General features: G+C 68.0%; 22 protein-coding genes. 11 read left to right on the top strand and 11 right to left on the bottom strand.

The genetic code is table 11. The features are described 5' to 3' along the window. Window positions 1-639 (bottom strand): MBL fold metallo-hydrolase, encoded by a 639-nt coding sequence (locus tag AC5Y5Z_RS17160; protein ID WP_463828445.1) that lies wholly within the window; start codon window positions 637-639, stop codon window positions 1-3. Between AC5Y5Z_RS17160 and AC5Y5Z_RS17155 the strand changes: the two genes are divergently transcribed. The 4 genes from AC5Y5Z_RS17155 to purQ all read left to right on the top strand — a co-directional run bounded on the left by AC5Y5Z_RS17155 (window position 616) and on the right by purQ (window position 3,117). Beyond that, entirely contained in the window at window positions 616-1,344 is a 729-nt protein-coding gene (locus tag AC5Y5Z_RS17155; RefSeq protein WP_499926491.1) for an ATPase, read from the top strand. The two genes, AC5Y5Z_RS17160 and AC5Y5Z_RS17155, sit on opposite strands and share 24 nt — an antisense overlap. A gap of 47 nt (window positions 1,345-1,391) precedes the next feature. Then, a complete protein-coding gene (locus AC5Y5Z_RS17150; RefSeq protein WP_499926489.1) occupies window positions 1,392-2,144 on the top strand; it encodes an LLM class flavin-dependent oxidoreductase in 753 nt (250 codons plus the stop codon). A 62-nt stretch (window positions 2,145-2,206) separates the two neighbouring features. Continuing rightward, entirely contained in the window at window positions 2,207-2,446 is a 240-nt protein-coding gene (gene purS / locus AC5Y5Z_RS17145) for a phosphoribosylformylglycinamidine synthase subunit PurS (RefSeq protein WP_499926487.1), read from the top strand. Further along, a complete protein-coding gene (gene purQ / locus AC5Y5Z_RS17140; RefSeq protein ID WP_463828449.1) occupies window positions 2,443-3,117 on the top strand; it encodes a phosphoribosylformylglycinamidine synthase subunit PurQ in 675 nt (224 codons plus the stop codon). Before purS ends, purQ begins: the two co-directional genes overlap by 4 nt. A 2-nt stretch (window positions 3,118-3,119) precedes the next feature. Here the strand turns inward: purQ and AC5Y5Z_RS17135 are convergent, their stop codons facing one another. Together AC5Y5Z_RS17135 and AC5Y5Z_RS17130 are read right to left on the bottom strand one after the other, a co-directional pair. Further along, window positions 3,120-4,511 carry a WS/DGAT/MGAT family O-acyltransferase gene (locus tag AC5Y5Z_RS17135; RefSeq protein ID WP_499926485.1) on the bottom strand — a complete coding sequence of 464 codons (1,392 nt, stop codon included), beginning with the start codon at window positions 4,509-4,511 and terminating at the stop codon, window positions 3,120-3,122. Between the two features lie 14 nt (window positions 4,512-4,525). Continuing rightward, entirely contained in the window at window positions 4,526-5,341 is an 816-nt protein-coding gene (locus AC5Y5Z_RS17130) for a lysophospholipid acyltransferase family protein (RefSeq protein ID WP_463828451.1), read from the bottom strand. 156 nt (window positions 5,342-5,497) lie between these two features. Here AC5Y5Z_RS17130 and AC5Y5Z_RS17125 point away from each other — a divergent pair, with 156 nt between their 5' ends. Continuing rightward, window positions 5,498-6,589: an NAD-dependent epimerase/dehydratase family protein gene (locus AC5Y5Z_RS17125; RefSeq protein WP_499926482.1), complete on the top strand. Its 1,092-nt coding sequence runs from the start codon at window positions 5,498-5,500 to the stop codon at window positions 6,587-6,589. A gap of 7 nt (window positions 6,590-6,596) precedes the next feature. Here the strand turns inward: AC5Y5Z_RS17125 and AC5Y5Z_RS17120 are convergent, their stop codons facing one another. The 4 genes from AC5Y5Z_RS17120 to AC5Y5Z_RS17105 all read right to left on the bottom strand — a co-directional run bounded on the left by AC5Y5Z_RS17120 (window position 6,597) and on the right by AC5Y5Z_RS17105 (window position 10,505). Further along, complete coding sequence (locus tag AC5Y5Z_RS17120) at window positions 6,597-7,055, bottom strand: hypothetical protein (RefSeq protein WP_499926480.1); 459 nt, start codon at window positions 7,053-7,055, stop codon at window positions 6,597-6,599. A 95-nt stretch (window positions 7,056-7,150) separates the two neighbouring features. Continuing rightward, window positions 7,151-8,608 (bottom strand): dihydrolipoyl dehydrogenase family protein, encoded by a 1,458-nt coding sequence (locus tag AC5Y5Z_RS17115; protein ID WP_499926478.1) that lies wholly within the window; start codon window positions 8,606-8,608, stop codon window positions 7,151-7,153. Between the two features lie 80 nt (window positions 8,609-8,688). Further along, window positions 8,689-9,492: a family 1 encapsulin nanocompartment shell protein gene (locus AC5Y5Z_RS17110; RefSeq protein ID WP_463828455.1), complete on the bottom strand. Its 804-nt coding sequence runs from the start codon at window positions 9,490-9,492 to the stop codon at window positions 8,689-8,691. After that, window positions 9,489-10,505, bottom strand: a complete 1,017-nt coding sequence (locus AC5Y5Z_RS17105; RefSeq protein WP_463828456.1) for a Dyp-type peroxidase — start codon at window positions 10,503-10,505, stop codon at window positions 9,489-9,491. Before AC5Y5Z_RS17105 ends, AC5Y5Z_RS17110 begins: the two co-directional genes overlap by 4 nt. Before the next feature lie 61 nt (window positions 10,506-10,566). Here AC5Y5Z_RS17105 and AC5Y5Z_RS17100 point away from each other — a divergent pair, with 61 nt between their 5' ends. Together AC5Y5Z_RS17100 and purL are read left to right on the top strand one after the other, a co-directional pair. Next, window positions 10,567-11,829 carry a M18 family aminopeptidase gene (locus tag AC5Y5Z_RS17100; protein ID WP_499919083.1) on the top strand — a complete coding sequence of 421 codons (1,263 nt, stop codon included), beginning with the start codon at window positions 10,567-10,569 and terminating at the stop codon, window positions 11,827-11,829. 77 nt (window positions 11,830-11,906) lie between these two features. Continuing rightward, a complete protein-coding gene (gene purL / locus AC5Y5Z_RS17095; RefSeq protein WP_499926568.1) occupies window positions 11,907-14,171 on the top strand; it encodes a phosphoribosylformylglycinamidine synthase subunit PurL in 2,265 nt (754 codons plus the stop codon). Window positions 14,172-14,174: 3 nt separating this feature from the next. Here purL and AC5Y5Z_RS17090 read toward each other — a convergent pair whose 3' ends face one another. Further along, on the bottom strand, window positions 14,175-15,386 hold the full coding sequence (locus AC5Y5Z_RS17090; RefSeq protein ID WP_499926476.1) for an MCE family protein: 1,212 nt from the start codon (window positions 15,384-15,386) through the stop codon (window positions 14,175-14,177). Window positions 15,387-15,405: 19 nt separating this feature from the next. Here AC5Y5Z_RS17090 and AC5Y5Z_RS17085 point away from each other — a divergent pair, with 19 nt between their 5' ends. The 3 genes from AC5Y5Z_RS17085 (at window position 15,406) to purM (ending at window position 18,597) form a co-directional block, all read left to right on the top strand. Then, on the top strand, window positions 15,406-15,804 hold the full coding sequence (locus tag AC5Y5Z_RS17085; protein ID WP_499926474.1) for a sterol carrier family protein: 399 nt from the start codon (window positions 15,406-15,408) through the stop codon (window positions 15,802-15,804). A gap of 119 nt (window positions 15,805-15,923) precedes the next feature. After that, window positions 15,924-17,459 (top strand): amidophosphoribosyltransferase, encoded by a 1,536-nt coding sequence (gene purF, locus AC5Y5Z_RS17080; protein ID WP_463828459.1) that lies wholly within the window; start codon window positions 15,924-15,926, stop codon window positions 17,457-17,459. 73 nt (window positions 17,460-17,532) lie between these two features. Then, window positions 17,533-18,597 carry a phosphoribosylformylglycinamidine cyclo-ligase gene (gene purM, locus AC5Y5Z_RS17075; protein ID WP_463828460.1) on the top strand — a complete coding sequence of 355 codons (1,065 nt, stop codon included), beginning with the start codon at window positions 17,533-17,535 and terminating at the stop codon, window positions 18,595-18,597. Between the two features lie 61 nt (window positions 18,598-18,658). Here the strand turns inward: purM and AC5Y5Z_RS17070 are convergent, their stop codons facing one another. Both AC5Y5Z_RS17070 and ygfZ read right to left on the bottom strand, forming a co-directional pair. Beyond that, a complete protein-coding gene (locus tag AC5Y5Z_RS17070; RefSeq protein ID WP_499926471.1) occupies window positions 18,659-18,832 on the bottom strand; it encodes a DUF3073 domain-containing protein in 174 nt (57 codons plus the stop codon). A gap of 169 nt (window positions 18,833-19,001) precedes the next feature. Continuing rightward, a complete protein-coding gene (ygfZ, locus tag AC5Y5Z_RS17065; RefSeq protein ID WP_499926469.1) occupies window positions 19,002-20,099 on the bottom strand; it encodes a CAF17-like 4Fe-4S cluster assembly/insertion protein YgfZ in 1,098 nt (365 codons plus the stop codon). A 99-nt stretch (window positions 20,100-20,198) separates the two neighbouring features. Between ygfZ and AC5Y5Z_RS17060 the strand changes: the two genes are divergently transcribed. Next, window positions 20,199-21,062 (top strand): aminodeoxychorismate lyase, encoded by an 864-nt coding sequence (locus AC5Y5Z_RS17060; RefSeq protein WP_499926566.1) that lies wholly within the window; start codon window positions 20,199-20,201, stop codon window positions 21,060-21,062. A 269-nt stretch (window positions 21,063-21,331) separates the two neighbouring features. Here the strand turns inward: AC5Y5Z_RS17060 and AC5Y5Z_RS17055 are convergent, their stop codons facing one another. Next, window positions 21,332-22,840, bottom strand: a complete 1,509-nt coding sequence (locus tag AC5Y5Z_RS17055) for a sensor domain-containing protein (RefSeq protein ID WP_499926467.1) — start codon at window positions 22,838-22,840, stop codon at window positions 21,332-21,334. Between the last annotated feature and the right edge of the window lie 99 nt (window positions 22,841-22,939).

Genomic DNA, 22,939 nt, shown 5'->3' with positions numbered 1-22,939 from the left:
TCAGAAGGTGACGCCGTCCTCTTCGCGGAGCACCTGGAAGTCGGTGCTGGTCATCTCGGTGAGCCGGCCGTAGTAGATGCCGCGGGCGTCGGGAGCCACGATGCCCTGATGGATGGGCACTGCCCGCGCGGGGTTCACGGCCCGCAAATAGTCCACGGCCTCCGAGATCTTCATCCAGGGCGCCGCGGCGGGCGTGGCCAGCACGTCCACCGGCTCGTCGGGTACGAACAACGCGTCACCCGGATGCATCAACCTCGCGGGATGGTCACCGTCGCCCACCAGATACGAAATGTTGTCTATCACAGGGATTTCCGGATGGATGACGGCGTGCCGGCCACCGACCGCTCTGATGGTCAGCTGCTCGACAGACAGTTCGTCCCCCACGTGCACGGCGTGGCACGGCTCGCCCAGCTGCGCCGTGGTCTGTGGGTCGGCATACAGCGTGGCGGCCGGGTTGCCCTGCAGCAGTGCCGGCAACCGGGTGACGTCGACGTGGTCGGGATGCTGGTGGGTGATCACGATGGCGGCCAGGCCGGTGATCCCCTCGAAACCGTGGGCGAAAGTGCCGGGATCGAAAAGCACCTTGGTGTCCCCGAACTCGGCGAGCAGGCAGGAATGCCCGAAATGCGTCAGTTGCATGCTTACGATTGTGCCCTGATGGGGGCCGTGCAGTTGAGGATGTTGGTGGCGACGATGATGGTCGCCGGTTGCCTGGTGATCGCGCTGGTCGCGGTGCCGGCGGCGAACGCCGAACCGGAAACCTGTCCGCCGATCTGCGATCAGATCCCGGGGACCGCGTGGATCCAACGCGAATCGGTGCCGCTGCACGGCGTGTACCGGTGGCCGTCGTTGGCGGCGGTGGCGGTGCCCCTGACCGGCGGGCCTGCCACGCCCCAGTTCCGGTTCGAGCAGGTCTGTGGCACCGCGGCCCTGCCGCAGGACCCCCGCAAATCCGCCGTGGCGGCCCGCGCGTTGGTCACCCGGGACCACTGGCAGCTGCAGGCGCTGATCCTGCACTGGCGCGGCGACACCGCGCGCGGGGGCGCGAACGCCGCAGCGGTGTTCAGCACTGCGCTCGCAGCACTGCGCGCCTGTCAGCTCGGTGCGCCCGCGCAGTCGCCGTCGGTCACCGACGAGGAACCGACCCGGATGGCCGCCGTCATCAGCGGACCGGTCATCGTGCACACCTACCTGGTCGCACACGTGGCGAGCAGCACGGTCAGCGAACTGACGCTGTGGTCGTCGGGGTTTGACCAGGTGCCCTGGCCGGTGATCTCCGACGCCGGGGTCCTGGACGCCCTCACCGCTCCGCTGTGCGATGCGTACCTCGGCTCGTGCCCGTGACGGACGAAATTCGCTCTGGCACTGCGTATTTGCGGTAGGTTCGGCGGATGGTCACCCTCGATGTCCTCTACAGCGCGGCTCTGCATCCGTGGCCGGAGCTACGGGAGAAGGTGCTGCGCGCAGAGGCGGAGGGCTTCGGTACCGCGTACGTGTTCGACCACCTCTCCGGTGCGATGTTGTCCGGCAGCCGAATGCTGGAGTGCTTCACCCTGGTCGGGGCGCTGGCCGCAGCCACCTCCACGATCCGGATCGGCACCCTGGTGGTGAACGCGGCCAATCGGCCGGCCGGGGTGACGGTCGCGGCCGCCGCCTCGGCGCAGGAGATCAGCGGCGGGCGGTTCGTGTTCGGTCTCGGCGCCGGCGGCGCACCGGACAGTCCGTGGTCACGCGAGCAGCGGCTGGTCGATATCACCCTGGCCGACTCCCTGCGGGCGCGGCACCGGCACCTGGTCGACGTGCTCGACCTGTGCGACAGCCAGTGGGACCCCGCCAGGGCGGCTGCGTGGGCCGGCTTTCCGTTGCCGGTGCCCAGGCCACCGGTGTTGCTCGGCGTCAACAGCGTCGCCCTGGCCGAGATCGGCGGTGACCGCTGCGACGCCGTCAATGTGCGTCTGGACCATCCCCGCATCGGTGAGTTCTTCCAGGCGGCCCGGGCCGCCCGCGCCCGATCCGCCCGGGCCGGGACCCCGCTGGTGCTCAACGCCTGGACGGCGCTGTCCGATGCCGCGCTCGACCCGCACGGTTCGGTGCAGCACCGGATCAGCGACCTGGGCGGCCACGGGCTGATTTTGGTCGGGTGATCACACCTGGTCCATCGCCGGTAGAGTCGCGGGCGGAGCGATCTGAGCTGAGGAGGAGCGCGGTGGCCCGGGTGGTCGTGCATGTGATGCCCAAAGCGGAGATTCTCGACCCGCAGGGCCAGGCCATTGTCGGTGCCCTGGGCAGGCTGGGTCATCCGGGGATCTCAGATGTGCGTCAGGGCAAGCGGTTCGAGTTGGAGGTCGACGACACTGTCGACGACTCGGTACTCGCCGACATCGCGGAGTCACTGCTGGCCAACACCGTGATCGAGGAGTGGACGATAAGTCGGGAGCCGCAGTGACGGCCCGGATCGGAGTGATCACCTTTCCCGGCACCCTCGACGACGTGGATGCCGCGCGGGCGGCACGGAAGGTCGGCGCGGAGGCGATCAGCCTCTGGCACGCCGACGTCGACCTCAAGGCGGTCGATGCCGTGGTGGTGCCCGGCGGCTTCTCCTACGGCGACTACCTGCGGGCGGGTGCGATCGCCAGGTTCGCCCCGGTGATGGGCGAAGTGGTGGCGGCGGCCGGTCGCGGCATGCCGGTGCTGGGCATCTGCAACGGCTTCCAGGTGCTCTGCGAGGCTGGTCTGCTGCCGGGTGCGTTGACCCGAAACGCCGGCCTGCACTTCATCTGTCGCGACGTGTGGTTGCGGGTGGCGTCGACGTCGACGGCCTGGACGTCGCGTTTCGAGAGCGACGCGGACCTGCTGATTCCGCTGAAGTCCGGCGAGGGCCGATACGTGGCACCGCGGGAAACCATCGAAGAACTCGAGGGCGACGGGCGGGTGGTGTTCCGCTACCGCGACAACCTCAACGGCTCGCTCAACGACATCGCCGGCATCAGTTCGGCCAACGGCCGCGTGGTCGGGTTGATGCCGCATCCCGAACATGCCATCGAAGCGCTCACCGGCCCCTCCGACGATGGCCTCGGATTGTTCTATTCAGCGCTGGATTCGGTGCTGGCCGCCTGATATCAGGCCGACAAGACCGCGTAAGGTGCTGCGGCACGGCGCAATTCGTCGAATTCAGCGGTGATCGCAGCAGTCGCGTCATGCACGTCGGCGAAGGTCTGGTCGTCGGTCAGCACCGCGATTCCCAGTTGGTCCGCGTAGCTCCACACGGTGATGTTGACCGGAGCACCCGGCGACAGCACGCCCGTGGAGTAGATCTCGCTGACCGGCGCACCGCCGAAGTGACCCCGCTGTCGCGGTCCCATGACGCTGGAGACAGCAACATTCATGATCTTGTTGTGGCCCTCGCGTCGACCCAGCCAGCGGAACATCGCCGGGGCGATCGCGGCCGGCAGGTAGTTCATCAGCCGGCCGCAGAGCCGGGAGCCGAGTATCTCGTGGTCCTCCTTGGCGTACCTGGACGCCCGTGCTACCAGCCGCACCCGCTCGAGTGGATCGGCGACGTGCACCGGCAGCGACACCGACAGGCCGCTGATCTCGTTGCCACTGATCCGGTCGGACTTGTCGGTGGCAGTGGGGACCGACGCGATGATCGGGCGGTCCGCGATGCCGTCGTAGTCGAGCAGCAGGGTCCGCAGACCTCCGGCGGCCATGGCCAGGATCAGGTCGTTCATCTTGACGCCCAGTTCGGCGGCGGTCGCTTTCACGTCAGCCAAAGGCAGTGCGGCGCTGGCGAAGCGGCGCTGTGGTGACACCACGTGGTTGAGGAAGGTCGGTGGAGCGTCGAACGTGTCGGCCAGATCGGGGTGGCTGCCGCGTTCCCGTGCGCGACGACGCATCCGGACCGTGCCCGAGACGGCGTCCCGGATCAATCCGGGCAGCGCGGCCAGTTGCCGCACGTGGTCACGTGCGGCCGCACGCAGCAGGTCCGCGGAAGTCGCTGTGGCGCTGTCGTTCTGAATCGGCGCGACGGTCATGTCGACGAGATCCATGGCCCGGGCCAACAGGTTCGCCGATGCGACACCGTCGGCCAGCGAGTGGTGCACCTTGCCGATCACCGCGAAACGGCCCCCGGCCAGGCCCTCGGCGAAATAAAACTCCCACAGCGGGCGACTGCGGTCCAGCGGTGTGGAGGCGATCTCGCCGATCAGCTGATCCAGTTCGCGGCGCCCGCCCGGCGCCGGAACCTGCACGCGCCGTAGGTGGTAGTCCAGGTCGACCGCGCAATTCTGCTGCCACACCGGGTGATTCAAACGCCAGGGAATCTCGACCAAGCGGTATCGCAACGGCTCCAGCAGGTGCAATCTGGCTTGCAGGTGCTTGCGGAATACCTCGAAGCCGAACTCGCCATCGAATGTCGATGCGTCGACGACGGTGACCTTCAGGGTGTGGGTGTGCAGGTTGGGCGTCTCGCTGTAGAGCAGCATCGCGTCCATCCCGTTGAGTCGTTTCATCTGACACCCCGTTCTCAGCCGACGATGGGCAGTCGGCGCTCGCCGGCCAGGCGGTCGAGCGCGGTCTGCATCACCGCGCGGACATGGGCGTCGACCTCGGCCACGTCGGGATCCGCACCGAACTGGGCGACGACGTCGATGGGTTCGAGCACCTCGGTGACGACCTTGGCCGGCATCGGCAGGTTGGGCGGGAAGAAGACGCTGAAGCCGAAGGGAAAGCCGAAGCTGACCGGCAAAATATCCGACCGCAGCTTATTGAGGCCGAGTCGGCGGGCCAGCCAGTTGCCGCGGGTGAGGAACAACTGTGTTTCCTGCGCGCCGATCGACACCGTCGGCACGATCGGAACCCCGGCTTCGACGGCGGTTCGGACGTAGCCGGTGCGCCCGTTGAAGTCCACAGAGTTGGCCTCGAAGGTGGGCCGGTAGGAGTCGTAGTCACCGCCGGGGAAGACCAACACTACCGCGCCGGAGTGCAGGGCGGCCGCGGCGTTCTCCCGGCTCGCCTCGATGACGCCGAGGCGCCGCAACCAGCCGTCCATCGGCCCCATGAACAGCGCGTTGTGCCCCAGGGTGTAGACCGGCCGGTCGTAACCGAAGGTGTCGTAATACTGCGGCGAGAAGATGAACACATCCGGGGTGAACATGCCCCCCGAGTGGTTGGACACCACCAGCGCGCCGCCGACCGCGGGCACGTTGTCCATGTGGCGCACTTCGGCGCGATGCCACCGCTTGATGACGGGTGCGACGGTGTCGATGACCTGTTTGGTGAACGCGGGGTCCCACTTGGCGATCTCGCGGTCGTCGCTGCTGTTACTGACATCACCCGTCATGGCTTCTCCGATTGCGTTTAGGACCCCGCCTGCGCTGGGGATTCCTGAAGTGAGCGCTCTCTACATCCGTAGAGGATATGCTACTCTCATTTTAAGAGAATGTCATTATCGTGCGGTTGTGGCATACCGCACACATCGCAAGTGCAGGGAGCGAGAATGTCCGAAAAAGTTCTGGTTACAGGTGGATTCGGGTTGGTCGGTGCGCAGACCGTGCGGCGGCTGGCCGCCGACGGGCATCAGGTAGTCGCCACCGACCTCGGCACGAAGCCGCACCGCAGGGCGGCCGCACAACTGCCGGCCGGCGTGGCAGCGCGCTGGGCAGACCTGACCGATCCGGACGCCGTCGCCATGCTGGTCGCACAGGTCGAACCGACCGTGATCATCCACCTGGCCGCGGTGATCCCGCCGGTGATCTACGGCATCCCGGACCTGGCGCGCCGGGTCAACGTCGACGCCACGATGGCATTGTTGCGGGCCGCCGAAGCGTGCGCCCGACCACCGCGGTTCGTGCAGGCATCGAGCAACGCCGTGCACGGTGCCCGCAACCCGCACCGGCATACCGAGTTGCTCAGTGCCGACAGCCCGGTCGCGCCGTCGGATCTGTACGGAGCCCACAAAGCCGAGGCGGAGCAGCACGTTCGGCTGTCCAGCCTGGACTGGGTGATCCTGCGCCTCGGCGGCGTCATGAGCGCAGACCCGGGTGCGATGCCCTTCACCTTCGATGCGCTGTTCTTCGAGAGCGCGCTGCCGACCGACGGGCGGATGCACAGCGTGGATGTCCGTGACGTAGCGGCTGCGTTCGCCGCGGCGACCATCGCTGCGCGGGAGGACGTGGTCGGTCAGATTCTGCTGGTCGCCGGCGACGAAACGCACCGGTTGCGCCAAGGCGAGGTCGGCGCTGCGCTGGCGGCCACCCGCGGTCTGAAGGATGTGCTGCCCGGCGGCCGGCCTGGTGATCCCGCGAGCGACGAGGACTGGTTTGTCACGGACTGGATGGACACCACGCATGCCCAGCAGGTGCTGGCTTTTCAGCAGCACAGTTGGCCGGACATCCTGGCCGAGATGCGTGCTGCCGCAGGGTGGCGGCGGTACCCGATGCAGTTGGTGGCGCCGCTGGCGCGACTGGTGCTCAAGCGCCGCGCAGCCTACCGGGACGCGCCCGGCCGCTACGCGGATCCGTGGGGTGCTTTCCGTAGGAAGCTGGGCGAGCCACGGCCGGACCGGGTGCTTGCCGGCCGGATCGGGTAGCCGCTACTCAGCCCGCCGCGCGCAGCAACGGTGCCGAGGGCAGCTCGGCGACGGGGTTCAACCTGCTGAAGAGATCGACCGCGGCGGCCAGCGCGCGGTCGACGTACGTGGCGAGGTCGTCGAAACCGACCCGTTCGCCGATCCATCGTGACTGTTCAGCGGTGACGCCGACGCGCCGCGGATCTGACGATCCGTGCACCGTCGCGGTGACGTCGCGGTTCTGCTCGTTCCACGTGTCGGCGACGTGCACCAAGCGCTCGTGTTCGGTGCTGGGATAGAAACACGCAGGCGTGATGCGCACGGTGACGACATCCGGGTGCAGCGTGGGGATTTCGAGGTGGACATGCAGGCGGCGCTCGGCGTTCAGGACGAAGAAGAATTCGGCATCGTGGCGGCCGCGGAAATACCGCCGCCCGCGGGTGCGCAGGTAGCGCTCGATCAGGTCGGCGGTCAGCGGCTCAGTCATAGTTCTCCATGCTCCGGCAGGTGACTATGCGGGTCCTGGTTCCAGAGACAGGAAAACTGAAGAATCAGTTGAGAATTGGCTGAGCGACGGTGCCGTCAGACAACGACGAAAAACGAATCCCGGTACGCCTCGAGTAGTCGCAGCCACAGCTCGCTGATGGTCGGGAAACAGGGCACCGCGTGCCACAGCCGATCGATCGATACCTCGCCGGCCACGGCGATGGTCGCCGCGTGCAGCAGTTCGGTCACGCCCGGGCCGACGAGAGTCACCCCGAGCACATGACGGCTGTCGACGTCGACCACCATGCGTGCCCGCCCGGCGTACCCGTCGGCGAAAAGCTTGGCGCCGGTGACGACGTCGCCGATCTCGATATCGATGACTTTGGTGCGGTGACCGGCCTGCGCAGCCTGCTCGGCGGTCAGGCCCACCGCGGCGACTTCGGGGTCGGTGAAGAACGCCTGCGGCACCGCGTGATGATCCGCGGTGGTGGCGTGTGCGCCCCACGGCTCGGTGTCCAGCGCTCGACCGGCGGCGCGGGCACCGATGGCGGCGCCGGCGATTCGCGCCTGGTACTTGCCCTGATGGGTCAGCAGTGCGCGGTGGTTGACGTCGCCGGCGGCGTAGAGCCAGCCGTCCTCGACCGCCTTGACCCGGCACGTGTCGTCGACCTCCAGCCAACTGCCGGGGGTGAGCCCCACAGTTTCCAAACCGATGTGGTCAGTGAGGGGTTTGCGGCCGGTGGCGAACAGGATCTCGTCGACCTCGAGGCCGGTGCCGTCGCTCAATGCCAGCGATACCGGGCAGTACGGGTAAGCCCGGCTCAGTTCCTGCACCGAGACGCCCAGGCGCACGTCGACTCCCGCGTCGGTGAGTCCGCGGCCGACGAGTTCCCCCACGAAGGACTCCATCCGCGGCAGCAATTGCGATCCGCGGGCCAACAGGGTCACCTTTGAGCCCAATCCCTGCCAGGCCGTTGCCATTTCAACGCCGACACCGCCGCCTCCGACGACGGCCAGCCGATTGGGCACGTCGCTGCTGTCGGTGGCTTCGCGGTTGGTCCAGGGCCGGGCGTCGTAGAGGCCGGGCAGGTCGGGCAGGGCGGGGCGGGTGCCGGTGCACACGACGACGGCATGCCGCACGGTCAGCACCATTTCGGCACCGCCTGGGGTGGTGACCACGACCCGCCGGGGCCCGTCCAACCGTCCGTGTCCGCGGATCAGGGTGGCGCCGATGCCGTTCACCCAGTCGACCTGGCCGCTGTCGTCCCAGTCGCTGACGTACCGATCGCGGCGGGCGAAGACGCCACCCGGGTGGATCGGACCGATGATCGCCTGACGGGCACCGTCGACGCGGCGGGCCTCGGAGACGGCGATGACCGGACGCAACAATGCCTTGCTCGGCACGCAAGCCCAGTAGGAGCACTCGCCGCCGACGAGTTCGCGCTCGACGACGATGACGCTCAGGCCCGCAGCGCGCGCCCGGTCTGCGACGTTCTGCCCGACCGGACCCGCGCCGAGCACCACGACGTCGCATTCCTGCTGCTCTTCCGGCATGGTTCAAACAATCCTTTCGGCTCGGTTCTGCCAACGAAGCTACTCGGGCCGCAGCAGCCCGCTGACCATCGCGCGCCGCGCTACGCCGGCGGACTCAACGCCACCGACGCCTCAGCGGTGTAGCACAGGAAGGTCAGTGTCTCCTGCAGGTAGAGCTGCACGGTGTCGGCGTCGTGGCGCAGGTAGCCGATCGACACGTCGGTTCCCAGTTGCAGGTCGAAGTCGCCGCCCCGGGTGGTCAGCACGAACGCGCCGTCGATGGCCGGCGCCCAGATGATGTCGCCGTCGACCAGGCGGTTCAGGTGTTCGAGGATCGGATAGCCGCCGGCGGTGGTCTCGCTGACCTGGGTGTAGGTGTCGGCCGACAGCAGCACCGAGTACGGTCCGTCCACACCGGCCAGCCGCAACGACGTCAGAGCCTGCGTGATCACATCGGGAATGTCGCGGGGGTCGTCGGGCAGGGTCAGGGGCGGATTGGAGCTGGACTTGCGGATGCCGTCGATCGAGGCCGGCGCGTAGCCCTCGAAGATGCCACGGTCCTCCACGAAGGCGAGCTTCTTGGCGGCCGCCTTGACCGGCTCCCAGTCGGGGTCGTTGGATCCGCGCTCGACATCGTCGATCTCGTTGCGGGACAAGGTGAATGGCACGCGCAGCCGTACCAGCGGTCTACTGTCGCGAAGATGGGCGATCACCCCGTCGGCGGGCGACGCCAGGTCGATCAGCCGGCCGGTGCTGACCGAGGCGGTCACCGGGCCGCCGGGCTCGCTGACGTCGACCACCCTGCGGCCGGCGATATGCCGCTTGAAGGTGCGGGTGGCCTCCAATTCGATGTCCGCCCAGGCGACTTCGGTGACGGGTGCCAGATCGCGGTAGAGATTGTTCATCCGGAGTGTCCTTTCAGGCTGCCGATCGAAAGTGAACCGTCCTGGCGCGCCGGGGCCGGCGGCGCGTCGGCGCCGGGTTCGGGCAAGGGCGGCGGGTCGTCGAGGAAATCGACCGTGGGGGAGAAGAACAATCCCCCGGTGACCGCGGTGGAGAAGTCCAGAATGCGATCGGTATTGCCCGGCGGGTCGCCGAGAAACATGTTGCGCAACAGCCTTTCGGTCACCGCGGGGGCGCGGGAGTAACCGATGAAGTAGGTGCCGTATTCGCCCTTGCCGACCTCCCCGAACGGCATGTTGTGCCGGACGATCTTGAGTTCGGTTCCGCTGTCGTCGGTGATCACGTTGAGCGCGATGTGCGAGTTTCTCGGTTTGACCTCGTCGGCCAGTTCGATGTCTTCCAGCTTGGTGCGCCCGATCACCAGCTCCTGCTCGGTGACCGACAATGACTCCCACGACGTCATGTCGTGCACGTACTTCTGCACGTGCACGTAACACGAGCCCGCGAAGACGGGATCCTCGTCGCCAATCGCCGTGGCGCTGCGGGCAATCGGTCCGTCGGGATTCTCGGTGCCGTCCACGAAGCCGAGCAGGTCGCGGTTGTCGAAGAATCGGAAGCCGTGCACCTCGTCAACGACGGTCACCGCACCTGCCATCGCCTTGAGGATGCGCCCGGCGAGCTCGAAGCACACGTCGAGGCTTTCGGCGCGGATGTGGAACAGCAGGTCGCCCGGTGTCGAGGGGGCGTGGTGGCGCGGTCCGTCCAGCGCCACGAACGGATGCAGCTGCGCCGGCCGTGGCCCGGCGAACAACCGGTCCCAGGCCTGGGAGCCGATCGAGGTGATCACCGACAGGTGCTTGGCCGGGTCGCGGAATCCGATCGCGCGGACCAGCCCGGAGATGTCGGGCAGCGCGTCGTGCACCGTCGCTTCGCCGCCATCGTCGATGGTCGCGACGAGGAAGATCGCGGCGGGCGTCAGCGGTGCTAGAACGGGTTGGGGCTGTACCGGCGGCACTCTGCTGACCCTATCGTCATCAGTGGCGTTCCGAACAGCGATGATGGTGGACATGTCCGGCATGTCGGCAACCGCAGCAGGTCTCGGCCAGTTCATCGACGCTTCTCCCTCGCCCTTTCACGTCTGCGCCACGACGGCTGCGCGGTTGCTCGCAGCCGGCTACACCGAACTCGACGAAACCGATCGCTGGCCGGCGCAACCCGGCCGGTACTTCACCGTGCGCGCCGGATCGCTGGTGGCCTGGCGTGCTGGGGAGTCCGTGACCGCGTTCCGCATCGTCGGCGCGCACACCGACAGCCCCAACCTGAGGGTCAAGCAACACCCCGACCGGGTGGTCGCCGGCTGGCAGGTGGTGGCACTGCAGCCCTACGGCGGCGCGTGGCTGAACTCCTGGCTGGACCGGGATCTGGGCGTCAGCGGACGCCTGTCGGTGCGGGACGGCACCGGGGTCGGGCACCGGCTGGTGCGGATCGACGAACCGGTGCTGCGGGTGCCGCAGCTGGCCATTCATCTGGCCGACGACCGCAAGTCGCTGACGCTGGATCCGCAGCGACACCTCAACGCGGTGTGGGGGGTGGCCGACGAGGTACCGACGGGCGGGTTCGTTGAATTCGTTGCGCAACAAGCCGGGATCGCGGCCGTCGATGTGCTGGCCGCCGACCTGATGACGCACGATCTGACCCCGTCGGCGGTGATCGGGGCGGATTCGAGCCTGCTGAGCGCGCCGCGGCTGGACAATCAGGCCAGCTGCTATGCGGGTCTGGAGGCGTTGCTGGCCGCCGAGCCCAGCGATGTGGTGCCGGTGCTGGTGTTGTTCGATCACGAGGAGGTTGGCTCGACGTCGGATCACGGCGCCCAGTCCAACCTGCTGATCACCGTGCTGGAACGCATCGTGCTGGCAGCCGGGGGAAGTCGGGAAGACTATCTGCGGACGCTGCCCGCCTCGCTGCTGGCGTCGGCGGATATGGCGCACGCGACGCACCCCAACTATCCGGAGCGACACGAGCCGGGCCACCTGATCGGGGTCAACGCGGGACCGGTACTCAAGGTGCACCCCAATCTGCGCTACGCCACCGACGGACGCACCGCCGCCGCCTTCGCGATGGCCTGCCGGCAGGCCGGAGTTCCGTTGCAGCGCTACGAGCATCGGGCGGACCTGCCGTGCGGCTCGACGATCGGGCCGATGACGGCAGCCCGCACCGGTATCCCGACCGTCGACGTCGGGGCCCCGCAGCTCGCCATGCACTCGGCGCGCGAACTGATGGGCGTGCACGACGTCGAGACGTACGCGGCTGCCCTGCACGCGTTTCTCTCGCCGCGCTGAGCACGCTGAGCTGACGCTTCGCCATCAAGTCGGCCCCGTTTCCGGGGTGAACCTAGAATGTGTCCGTGACGAGCCCTGTGACTGACACCGTCGAGCACGCCGCAGCCACCCCCGACCAGCCGCAACCGTTTCACGAGCTGGGCCTCAAGGATGACGAGTACCAGCGCATCCGGGAGATCCTGGGCCGCCGGCCCACCGATGCCGAGCTGGCGATGTACTCAGTGATGTGGAGTGAGCACTGCTCCTACAAGTCCTCCAAGGTGCACCTGCGTTACTTCGGTGAGACGACCACCGATGAGATGCGCACCGGCATGCTGGCTGGAATCGGCGAGAACGCCGGCGTGGTCGACATCGGCGACGGGTGGGCGGTCACCTTCAAAGTGGAGTCGCACAACCACCCGTCCTACGTCGAGCCGTACCAGGGTGCGGCCACGGGTGTCGGCGGCATCGTCCGCGACATCATGGCGATGGGCGCGCGGCCGGTCGCTGTGATGGACCAGCTCCGGTTCGGGGCCGCCGAGGCGCCCGACACGCGCCGCGTGGTCGACGGAGTGGTTCGCGGTATCGGTGGTTACGGCAACTCACTGGGCTTGCCCAATATCGGCGGCGAGACCGTCTTCGACGCCTGCTACGCCGGCAACCCGTTGGTCAATGCGTTGTGCGTCGGCGTATTACGCCAAGAAGACCTGCACCTCGCCTTCGCGTCCGGGACCGGCAACAAGATCATCCTGTTCGGTGCGCGCACCGGCCTGGACGGGATCGGCGGGGTGTCGGTATTGGCCTCGGACACATTCGACGCGGAGAACTCCCGCAAGAAGCTGCCGTCGGTGCAGGTCGGCGACCCGTTCATGGAGAAGGTGCTCATCGAGTGCTGTCTCGAGCTCTACGCCGGCGGGCTGGTGATCGGCATCCAGGACCTGGGTGGTGCCGGATTAGCCTGCGCCACATCGGAATTGGCGTCCGCTGGAGACGGAGGCATGGCGATCGACCTGGACGCCGTCCCGCTGCGAGCCAAATACATGACGCCCGCCGAGGTGCTGTGCAGCGAATCCCAGGAGCGGATGTGCGCGGTGGTGGCACCGGAGAACGTGGATGCGTTCATGGCGGTGTGCCGCAAGTGGGAAGTGCTGGCCACGGTGATCGGCGAAGTCACCGACGGTGACCGGTTGCGCATCACCTGGCACGGCGAGACCGTCGTCGACGTGCCGCCGCGCACGGTGGCCCACGAAGGTCCGGTCTATCAACGTCCGGTCGCCCGGCCCGACACACAGGACGCCCTGGTCGCCGACACCTCCGCCGGGCTGCCCCGGCCCCGGACGGGCACCGAGCTGCGCGCGACTTTGCTTGCGCTGCTTGGCAGCCCGCATCTGTGCAGCCGCGCGTTCATCACCGAGCAGTACGACCGCTACGTGCGCGGCAACACCGTGCTCGCCGAACATGCCGATGGTGGCGTGCTGCGCATCGACGAGGCGACCGGGCGTGGTATCGCGCTGTCCACCGACGCGTCGGGGCGCTACACCCAATTGGATCCCTACACCGGCGCGCAACTCGCACTGGCCGAGGCCTACCGCAATGTCGCCGTCACCGGCGCCACCCCGGTTGCGGTGACCAACTGCCTCAACTTCGGCTCGCCGGAGGATCCCGGGGTGATGTGGCAGTTTTCCGAAGCAGTGCGCGGACTGGCCGATGGCTGTGCGGCACTGCGGATTCCGGTCACCGGCGGCAACGTCAGCTTCTACAACCAAACCGGGTCGTCGCCGATCCTGCCGACACCGGTGGTCGGCGTGCTCGGCGTGATCGACGACGTGACCCGGCGCATCCCCACGGCGCTGGGCACCGACCCCGGCGAATCCCTGATCCTGCTGGGCGACACCCGCGACGAATTCGACGGCTCGGTCTGGGCGCAGGTCACCGGCGATCATCTGGGCGGGCGACCGCCCGCTGTCGACCTGGCACGCGAGCAACTGCTGGCCGAGATCCTGAGCGCGGCATCGCGGGACGGGCTGGTGACCGCCGCCCACGACCTGTCCGAGGGTGGCCTGGCCCAGGCCGTCGTCGAAGCGGCGTTGGCCGGTGAAATCGGTTGCCGTCTGGTGCTTCCCGAGGACGCCGACCCCTTCGTGACGCTGTTCTCCGAGTCATCGGGCCGGGTCCTGGTCGCGGTGCCGCGCACCGAGGAGAGCCGGTTCCGGTCCATGTGCGAAGCGCGCGGGCTGCCCGCCGCCCGCGTCGGGGTCGTCGACCCGGCCTCGGACGCGATCGAGGTGCAGGGGCTGTTCACCGTGTCGCTGGCCGAACTGCGGGAGACGTCGGAGGCGGTGCTGCCCCGATTCTTCGGGTGAGCCTCAGGGATTGATCGTGTAGTCGCCGAGCTGACGTCCCCACACGTAGTCCAGCACCAGCGGCGACGGCAGCTCGAAGTGATTGTAGGGCGCCAGGCTGGCACCGACGTCCATCACCAATAATGGTGCAGGCCACAGGGTTCGGGTGATCGTCTGCCAGCAGCCCGGTTTGCCGCCCGGCCCGCCGCGGGCGTTGACCCTCGGCAGGTTCTCCGGATAGAAGTACGGGGGCGGGGACCCGGTGATGGCGCCCGCGGACGTCGCGCCGAGCGAATATCCGTTGGAGCCCAGGGCGGCCTTGATCCGCGGCGCCACCTGGTTGTAGTTGCGCAGCGTGCAGAAGACCTCCGGGCTGTACTCGTCGAGCAGCTCCGCGGTGGGTCTCAGATCGACGGCGCCGCGGGCCAGATACGGTCCCGCGCGCTCGAACACCGGGGCGCCGATCTGGCCCAGCCCGGCGGCCGCCAGCAGCGCCGCGTCCAGTTCGCTGCGCTGCCGGTCCACGGTGCGTGCGGTGGTGGCGGCCCGGTTGAGCGCATCGAGCAGATCGGGCACGGCGTCGGCGTAGACATCGCCCAGCGCCGCCAACCGCTGAATGTCCAAACGCGCCTGCGGCAGTTGCGGATTGAGGTCCGCGAGGATGGCATCGCCGGTGGACAGCGAGGCGCCGAACTTGTCGCCCAAGCCGGTCAACCCCTGGGCGGCCGCACTCAGCGTCAGGTTGAGCTTGACCGGATCGACCTTGTCGGCGAGGGCGCTCAGCGTCTCGAACAGGCTGTTGAACTCGGTGGTGACATGCGTGGCGTTGATCACCGTCGAAGACGTGATGTGTTGTGGCGATGGGGTTTTCGGTGAACTCAGCGCGATGTACTTGTTGCCGAAGACGGTGGTCGCCTTGATCTCGGCGGCCACATTGGCCGGGATCTGCGGGATATAGCGCGGGTAGATGTCCAGCGTCACCTGCGCCGCCGGTCTCCCGTCGCGGGTGATCTCGGAGATCGCCGCCACCCGGCCGATCTGCACACCGTTGTAGGTGACCTTCGCGCCGGGGTCCATCACCAGGCCGGCCCGCGGGGCGATCATGGTCAGCTTGGTCTTCGCGGTGAAGTTGCCGCGGAATTGCCAGTACAGCGCCCCGAAGACGAGCATCAGCACCACCAGCGTCAGCAGGCCGATGGTCTTGAACGGCGGTCGCGCGCCCGAACGACGACCCATGACTCTGAGACCCTAAGGTATGACCGCCCGGAATAGCGCCGATCCGGTGAAGACCCGACAGGCCGTGTTGACCGTTGCCGACTGGCTCCGCGACCCCACCCGCCCCGCCCCGGACCGCGCCACCCTCGGGTCGGCGGTGCGTCTCACCGCCCGCACTCTGGCTGCTGTCGCGCCGGGCGCGAGTGTGGAGGTCCGGGTCCCGCCCTTCGTCGCGGTGCAGTGCGTGGCGGGGCCCCGGCACACCCGCGGCACACCACCCAATGTCGTCGAAACCGACCCCCGGACGTGGCTGTTGGTGGCAACGGGACTGATGGGGTTTCAGGATGCGTCGGCGACGGGCGAATTGGCGCTGTCCGGCTCGCGGGCCAGTGAAATATGTCACTGGTTGCCGCTCGTGGATTTAGGCCCTGAGCACTGAGTTTGCCGCGACACGAAGATTCGGTGAACAGCAACACGCGGGTTTGATTCGGCACGGGGGCGTCGCGGCCCGTAGACTCCGTAAGCGTCACTAACCGCGCCCTAGGGAGCCGCCACATCGTGACCGCGCAGCAGCCTGAAGAAGACTTCAATTCGCCTCGTGAAGAGTGTGGCGTATTCGGGGTCTGGGCCCCCGGCGAGGACGTCGCCAAACTCACCTACTACGGCCTCTACGCATTGCAGCATCGCGGCCAGGAGGCCGCGGGCATCGCGGTTGCCGACGGATCCCAGGTGCTGGTCTTCAAGGACCTCGGTCTGGTCAGCCAGGTGTTCGACGAGCAGACGCTGGCGGCCATGGAGGGCCACGTCGCCATCGGCCACTGCCGCTACTCCACCACCGGCGACACGACCTGGGAAAACGCGCAGCCGGTCTTCCGCAACACCGCAGCCGGTACCGGGGTTGCGCTGGGACACAACGGAAATCTGGTCAACACCGCAGAACTTGCCGCCCGGGCCCGTGATGCGGGGTTGATCGCCAAGAGGTGCCCGGCGCCGGCGACGACGGACTCCGACATCCTGGGCGCGCTGCTGGCCCACGGCGCTGCCGACTCCAGCCTGGAGCAGGCGGCATTGGAACTGCTGCCGACCGTACGTGGCGCGTTCTGCCTGACTTTCATGGACGAGAACACCCTGTACGCCTGCCGCGACCCGCATGGCGTGCGGCCGCTGTCGCTGGGACGGCTGGATCGGGGCTGGGTCGTCGCCTCCGAAACCGCGGCGCTGGACATCGTCGGTGCATCCTTCGTCCGTGACATCGAGCCCGGCGAGCTGTTGGCGATCGACGCCGACGGGGTGCGCTCCACCCGGTTCGCCAACCCCTCGCCCAAGGGCTGCATCTTCGAGTACGTCTACCTGGCCCGGCCCGACAGCGTCATCGCCGGCCGGTCGATCCACGGTGCGCGCCTCGCGATCGGCCGCCGCCTGGCGCGGGAGCGCCCGGTGGACGCCGACCTGGTGATCGGCGTGCCCGAATCCGGCACACCGGCCGCGGTGGGTTACGCGCAGGAATCGGGCATTCCCTACGGCCAGGGCCTGATGAAGAACGCCTACGTGGGCCGCACCTTCATTCAGCCGTCGCAGACGATCCGGCAGCTCGGCATCCGGCTCAAGCTGAATCCCCTCAAAGAGGTGATTCGCGGCAAGCGGCTGATCGTCGTGGACGACTCGATCGTGCGCGGGAATACCCAGCGTGCCCTGGTGCGGATGCTGCGCGAGGCCGGGGCGGTGGAGGTGCATGTCCGCATCGCCTCGCCGCCGGTGAAATGGCCGTGCTTCTACGGCATCGATTTCCCGTCGCCGGCCGAGCTGATCGCCAACGCTGTCGAGGACGAAGACGAGATGCTCGAAGCGGTACGGCACGCGATCAATGCCGACTCACTCGGTTACATCTCGTTGCGCGGCCTGATCGCCGCCACCGAGCAGCCGGCTTCGCGGTTGTGCACGGCGTGCTTCGACGGGTCCTACCCGATCGAGTTGCCCAGTGAAAGCGCGTTGGGCAAGAACGTCATCGAGCACATGCTTGCCAACGCCGCGCGCGGCGCCGGACTGGGCGAGTTGTCCGAGCCGGAAGTCCCCGAAGTTCCCGTCTCGCACTGACGAGAGCGACTCGGGGCGGGCAAGCGGTGGTAACGCTCACTGACGTCACCCCCTACCGGTAGCCTTTATCGCGATGACGGAACCCGAAGGCGTTACCTACGCATCGGCCGGGGTGGACATTGAAGCCGGTGACCGCGCTGTCGACTTGTTCAAGCCGCTGGCAACCAAGGCCACCAGACCCGAAGTACGTGGCGGTCTCGGCGGATTCGCCGGCCTGTTCGCGTTGCGCGGTGACTACCGCGAACCCGTGCTGGCCGCGTCCACCGACGGCGTGGGCACCAAGATCGCAGTCGCTCAGGCGATGGACAAGCACGACACCGTCGGTCTCGATCTGGTCGCCATGGTGGTCGACGACCTCGTCGTGTGCGGGGCCGAACCACTGTTCCTGCAGGACTACATCGCAGTCGGTCGCACCGTTCCGGAACGGGTGGCAGCGATCGTCAGCGGCATCGCCGAAGGGTGCGTGCGGGCGGGGTGCGCGCTGCTGGGCGGTGAGACCGCCGAGCATCCCGGCCTGATGGAGCCGGACCACTACGACATCTCGGCCACTGGCGTCGGGGTGGTCGAGGCCGACGACGTGTTGGGCCCGGACCGCGTCAAACCCGGTGACGTGATCATCGGGATGGGCTCGTCGGGGTTGCATTCCAACGGTTACTCGTTGGCCCGTTCGGTCCTGCTCGACATTGACCGGATGAACCTGGCCGGCTATGTGGAGGAATTCGGTCGCACGCTGGGCGAGGAACTACTGGAGCCCACGCTGATCTACGCCAAGGACTGCCTGGCGCTGGCCGCTGAGACCCAGGTCCGCACCTTCTGCCACGTCACGGGCGGCGGGCTGGCCGGCAACCTCGCGCGCGTCATCCCGCACGGGCTGGTCGCCGAGGTGGACCGCGGCACCTGGACACCCGCGCCGGTGTTCGCGATGATCGCCCAACGCGGCCGGGTTTCTCGGCCGGAGATGGAAAAGACCTTCAACATGGGGGTGGGCATGATTGCCGTCGTCGCACCCGAGGACACCGACCGAGCCCGGGCGATTCTGACTGCGCGCCACGTGAACTGCTGGGTGCTGGGCACCGTCTGCAAGGGCGGGAAGGAAGGCCCGCGGGCCAAGCTCGTCGGGCAGCACCCACGGTTCTAGGCGCAGACGCTGAATCGACCGTGCCGCTGCATGGGGCAGAGGCACGGTCGATGTGTCTGACCTAGGGTCGCCAGCCGTCCTCGTCGTCGTATGAATCGTCAACCCCACGGTCCGATTCATCGGTGCTCGTCCCGGACAGCTCGCGCTGAAGCCGCGTGAAGTCGGTTTGAGGGGAGCTGTATTTCAGTTCTCGAGCAACCTTGGTCTGCTTTGCCTTAGCCCGGCCGCGGCCCATGGGGGAACCCCCTCGCGAAATAACGGAGCGGCCTAACACGTAGGCGGCTCCGATCTCTTAGTGTCATTGTCCTGCCGATAGCTTACCGTGCCGCGCCGCTGCGCGTGGTCGCGCCCTGCCAGCCGGTCGCGAGATGGCGGATGTCACAGCCGATGCCCAGCATCGGACATCATCGGCTGCCGCCGCGCAGCCGTTCGACCGCCAGCCGCCCGGCACCCACCTCATCGAGGGGCGGCAACGATTCGGCGTCAACCACCGCGGCCACCTTGCCGTCGGCGCCGGTCGACAACTCCGTATCGGCCGGTACGCCCCGTTTCAACAACGCCAGTGCGACCGGGCCCAGGTCGACATGGTCGACCACCGTTCCCAGTCGTCCGACGGCTCGCCCGCCGGCGGTGACGGGGTCACCGGTGGACGGCCGATCCCCGGAGCCGTCCAGGTGGAGCAACGCCAGCATCCGCGGCGGTTTGCCCAGATTGTGCACCCGCGCGACGGTCTCCTGGCCGCGATAGCAGCCCTTGTCCAGGTGCACCGCTCCCTGGCCGGGGCCGCCGATCCACCGCACCTCATGCGGGATGGTCCGCTCGTCGGTGTCCACGCCCAGACGTGGACGCAGCGCGGGCGCCGGGTTGGTCACTCGATGCGCCTCATAGGCCCACACCCCGGCCGGCTGCACTCCCGCGCTGTGTAGCCGCTGCTGCCATCGCACCGAGTCGGCGCGCGGCACCAGCAGGTCCAGCGCGGTGGTGGCACCAGGCATCCGGCGCACGAAACCACCCCCGGCCAGCGGGACCGCCTGCCAGTCGGCGGGCAGGACGTCGATGCCCAGCACGTCGAGCACCGCTTTGTCGGCGAGTCGCGGACCGAGCAGCGACAACACCGCCAGGTCCGCGGCGGCCACCGTGACATCGGACCAGAAGACCATTCTGCTCAGGTAGGCCAGCAACGGCGGGCCCCGCCAAGGCTCGGTGTCGAGGTAGGTGATCCCGCCCAGTTCGGTCTGAAGCCAGTGGTCCTCGACGCGGCCCTGACCGTCCAGGCTGAGGTTCTGGGTGCCGGCGCCCTCGGGCAGCGCGCTGACGTGTTGGGTGGAAATGTTGTGCAGCCACGGCTGCCGGTCGTTACCGGCCAGCGTCAGCACCGCCCGATGCGACCGGTCCACCAGGACGGCGTCGGTGTCGCCGGCTCGCTGTTCACCCAGCGGGTCGCCGTAATGCCAGATCGCGCCGGCGTCGGGCCCGGGATCGGGGGCGGGGACTGGATTCACACATCAACTCTACGGCGGGTCGCCGTCGCCCTCGCCGAGCGTCACGCTGGCGTGACGCTCGGCGGGAAGTAATCGCTAGGCTGACCCCTCATGGCTGGTGTGGTGGTCACCCTCGACGGCACGATCGTCGATCCCGGGACGCCGTTGTTGCACGCCGACGACCTGGCCGCGGTTCGCGGCGACGGGGTCTTCGAGACGCTGCTGGTGCGCGATGGCAGGGCCTGCCTGGTCGAGTCGCACCTGCAGCGGTTGACCCAGTCCGCCAAGTTCATGGACCTGCCCGCCCCCGACCTGCCCGGGTGGCGCCGTGCGATCGACGTGGCGACCCGCCGGTGGGTGTCGAGCACCGCCGACGAAGGGGCGCTGCGGCTGATCTACAGCCGCGGCCGGGAAGGAGGTTCGGACCCTACCGCGTATGTCGCGGTCAATCCCGTCCCGGACCGTGTGGCCGCGGTGCGCTGCGACGGCGTAGCGGCGATCACGCTGGATCGGGGGTTGCCGGCCAAGGGAATCGACGCGATGCCGTGGCTGCTGGCCGGTGCCAAGACGCTGTCGTACGCGGTGAACATGGCGGTCCTGCGCCACGCCGCCCGCCAAGGCGCCGGCGACGTCGTCTTCGTCAGTACGGATGGCTTCATCCTGGAGGGTCCGCGCTCGACGGTGGTCATCGCGGCCGCCGGCGAGAACGGCAGTCCACTTCTGCTCACACCGCCGCCATGGTTTCCCATCCTGCGGGGCACCACCCAACAGGCGCTGTTCGAGGTCGCCCGCAGCGCCGGCTACGACTGCGACTACCGCGCCCTGCGCGTTGCGGATTTAGTTGCCGCCCAAGGTATTTGGCTTATCTCGAGCATGACGCTGGCCGCCCGGGTGCACACCTTGGACGGGCAGCGGTTGCGCCGTTCGCCGTTCGCCGACACCTTCGCCGAACTCGTCGACGCCGCAATCATCAGCGATCGGTGACCGCGCCTGCCCTGCGAAATTAAAAGGCTGGCAACCCTTTCGGAGTCGATGGTAGTTTCGTCAGTACACAGGAAAGGAGGTGGTCCGCGAATTGATAGCATCATGGACATGTGAGGTGGCTGCGCGCTAGCTGCACGGCTCGGAAGAGTCAGCGAGCAACGCGCGCTGGCGAATTTCCCGCAGCCACCCGGCCCCCGAGCCTCCGGTCTGTCCAACCGGAGAACGGCTCGGGGGCCGCTCCATCTGTGGGCCGGGGGGCCGGTGCGCCGCTACCTGGCCGCCTTGGCCGCCATCTGTTCGACGAGCCGGCCGGCTTGATCGGTGACGTCGTTGTTGCCACACGCCTCGACCTCGACCACCAGCGCACCGGTTGCGCTGAGGGCGTGCTGGCATGTCCGGCCGCTGGGCTCGGTGCGGGTCTGGCTGATCTTTGCTTCGGCGCCGGTGACGTCGCCGAAAGTCCATTCACCGCTCTTGCCCGAGTTGGTGATCTTGACAGTCTTGGTGGCGCAGGCACGCCATCTCGTAGCAGACCCCTCTATGAAGGCGCGTGCCTTCTCGGCCGAAGGGAACTGCGCCACCGCTTGAATGACCCGGTGCGCCGGGTTCTCTCCGCGGGTATGCACGACCTCATTGCGCGTCGCGGTGGGCCCGTGCGGGCGATACACCGATTCCTGGAACGGCTCGAAAGCCGACAGGCACTCCTGATCCGACAGGGTTCCCTGCGGCGCGCGCAGTCCGTCGGCGCGCTGACCGACCTCCATGTTCGGATCACCCAGGACATTCCCGATGTCGGCTACGTCGAGCAGGACGGACTGGATTTCCGCCGGCGCTGACGCACCGGTCTCCGCGGCGGTCGAGGCGGCGCCGGGTTTGGCCGCGGGCCTCTTACTGCCTCCGCCGCCGGCGAACACCACGACCAATACGATCGCCACCACCGCGGCCACCGCGGCACCGCCGATGAGCAGTAGCTTGCTGCCAGACTTCCCGCCGGTGCCGGGCGCGGGGCCGGGACTGACCGCCGGGGGCGGGGGCGATTTGGGCAGGGCGGCCTGGGTCGCGGCGTCGGCCGCGGGTGCCGGCCGTGGTCCGGCTACGGACGGTCCGGCCGGTGAACCGTCTCTGGCCTCGATCTCGGCCAGCACGTTGTCGATCTCGGTGCGGGTGCGGTAGGTGACGTCGTGCCGCATCCGCAACATACGCAGGAGTTGGGCGATGTCGCTGCGGGCGCTGGGATCCGAGCCGTCCTCGTCGAGCCCGGACCGCAACTCGACCAGCAACTGCATCTGCTGCTGCGGGGTGAGCTCCTTCTCCGACAGGGTGTTGCCCAGCCGCATGATGTAGCCGAACGGCAACGGCGGCTCCTCGGGCAGCGGTGCGGGCAGCGGCGGCGCCTTCTCCTGCAGGGCGTGAATCGCGGTGACCAGTCCGATGCCGGCCTCGACCGTCGGGTTCTGGTAGTCGATGATCTGCAGCGCCGAGACCGGATTGACCCGCACGCTGTCCACCGGCCCCACCTGGACGGGCAGGATCGGACGGTTCAGCGCCTGGGCGTAGCGCAGCTCGGCCTGACTTGGCTTGGACTGCAACCAGTTGTTGGACAGCGCGACGATGAAGACGTCGCAGGAGCGGATCTGCTCCAGGATGGAGTTCCACCACGCGTCCCCACCGCCGAGTTCCTGGTCGAACCAGACCTTTTGTTGGGCTCTTTTCAGGGCGGTCGTCAGCGCTTCGAGCGACGTCCTGTCTTGGCTCGAGTAGCTGATGAAGATGGCCACAGCGGACTCCTCAACGGAAGGGAAGGGAAGGGTGCGGGAGGCAGATACGCCGAAACCGTGAGGCGACGGTAGCGCATGGCATCAGCGGCAGCAATCGAT

It is taken from the genome of Mycobacterium sp. NGS29 (assembly GCF_059812965.1).
This window is presented reverse-complemented; position numbering and strand designations above follow the sequence as displayed.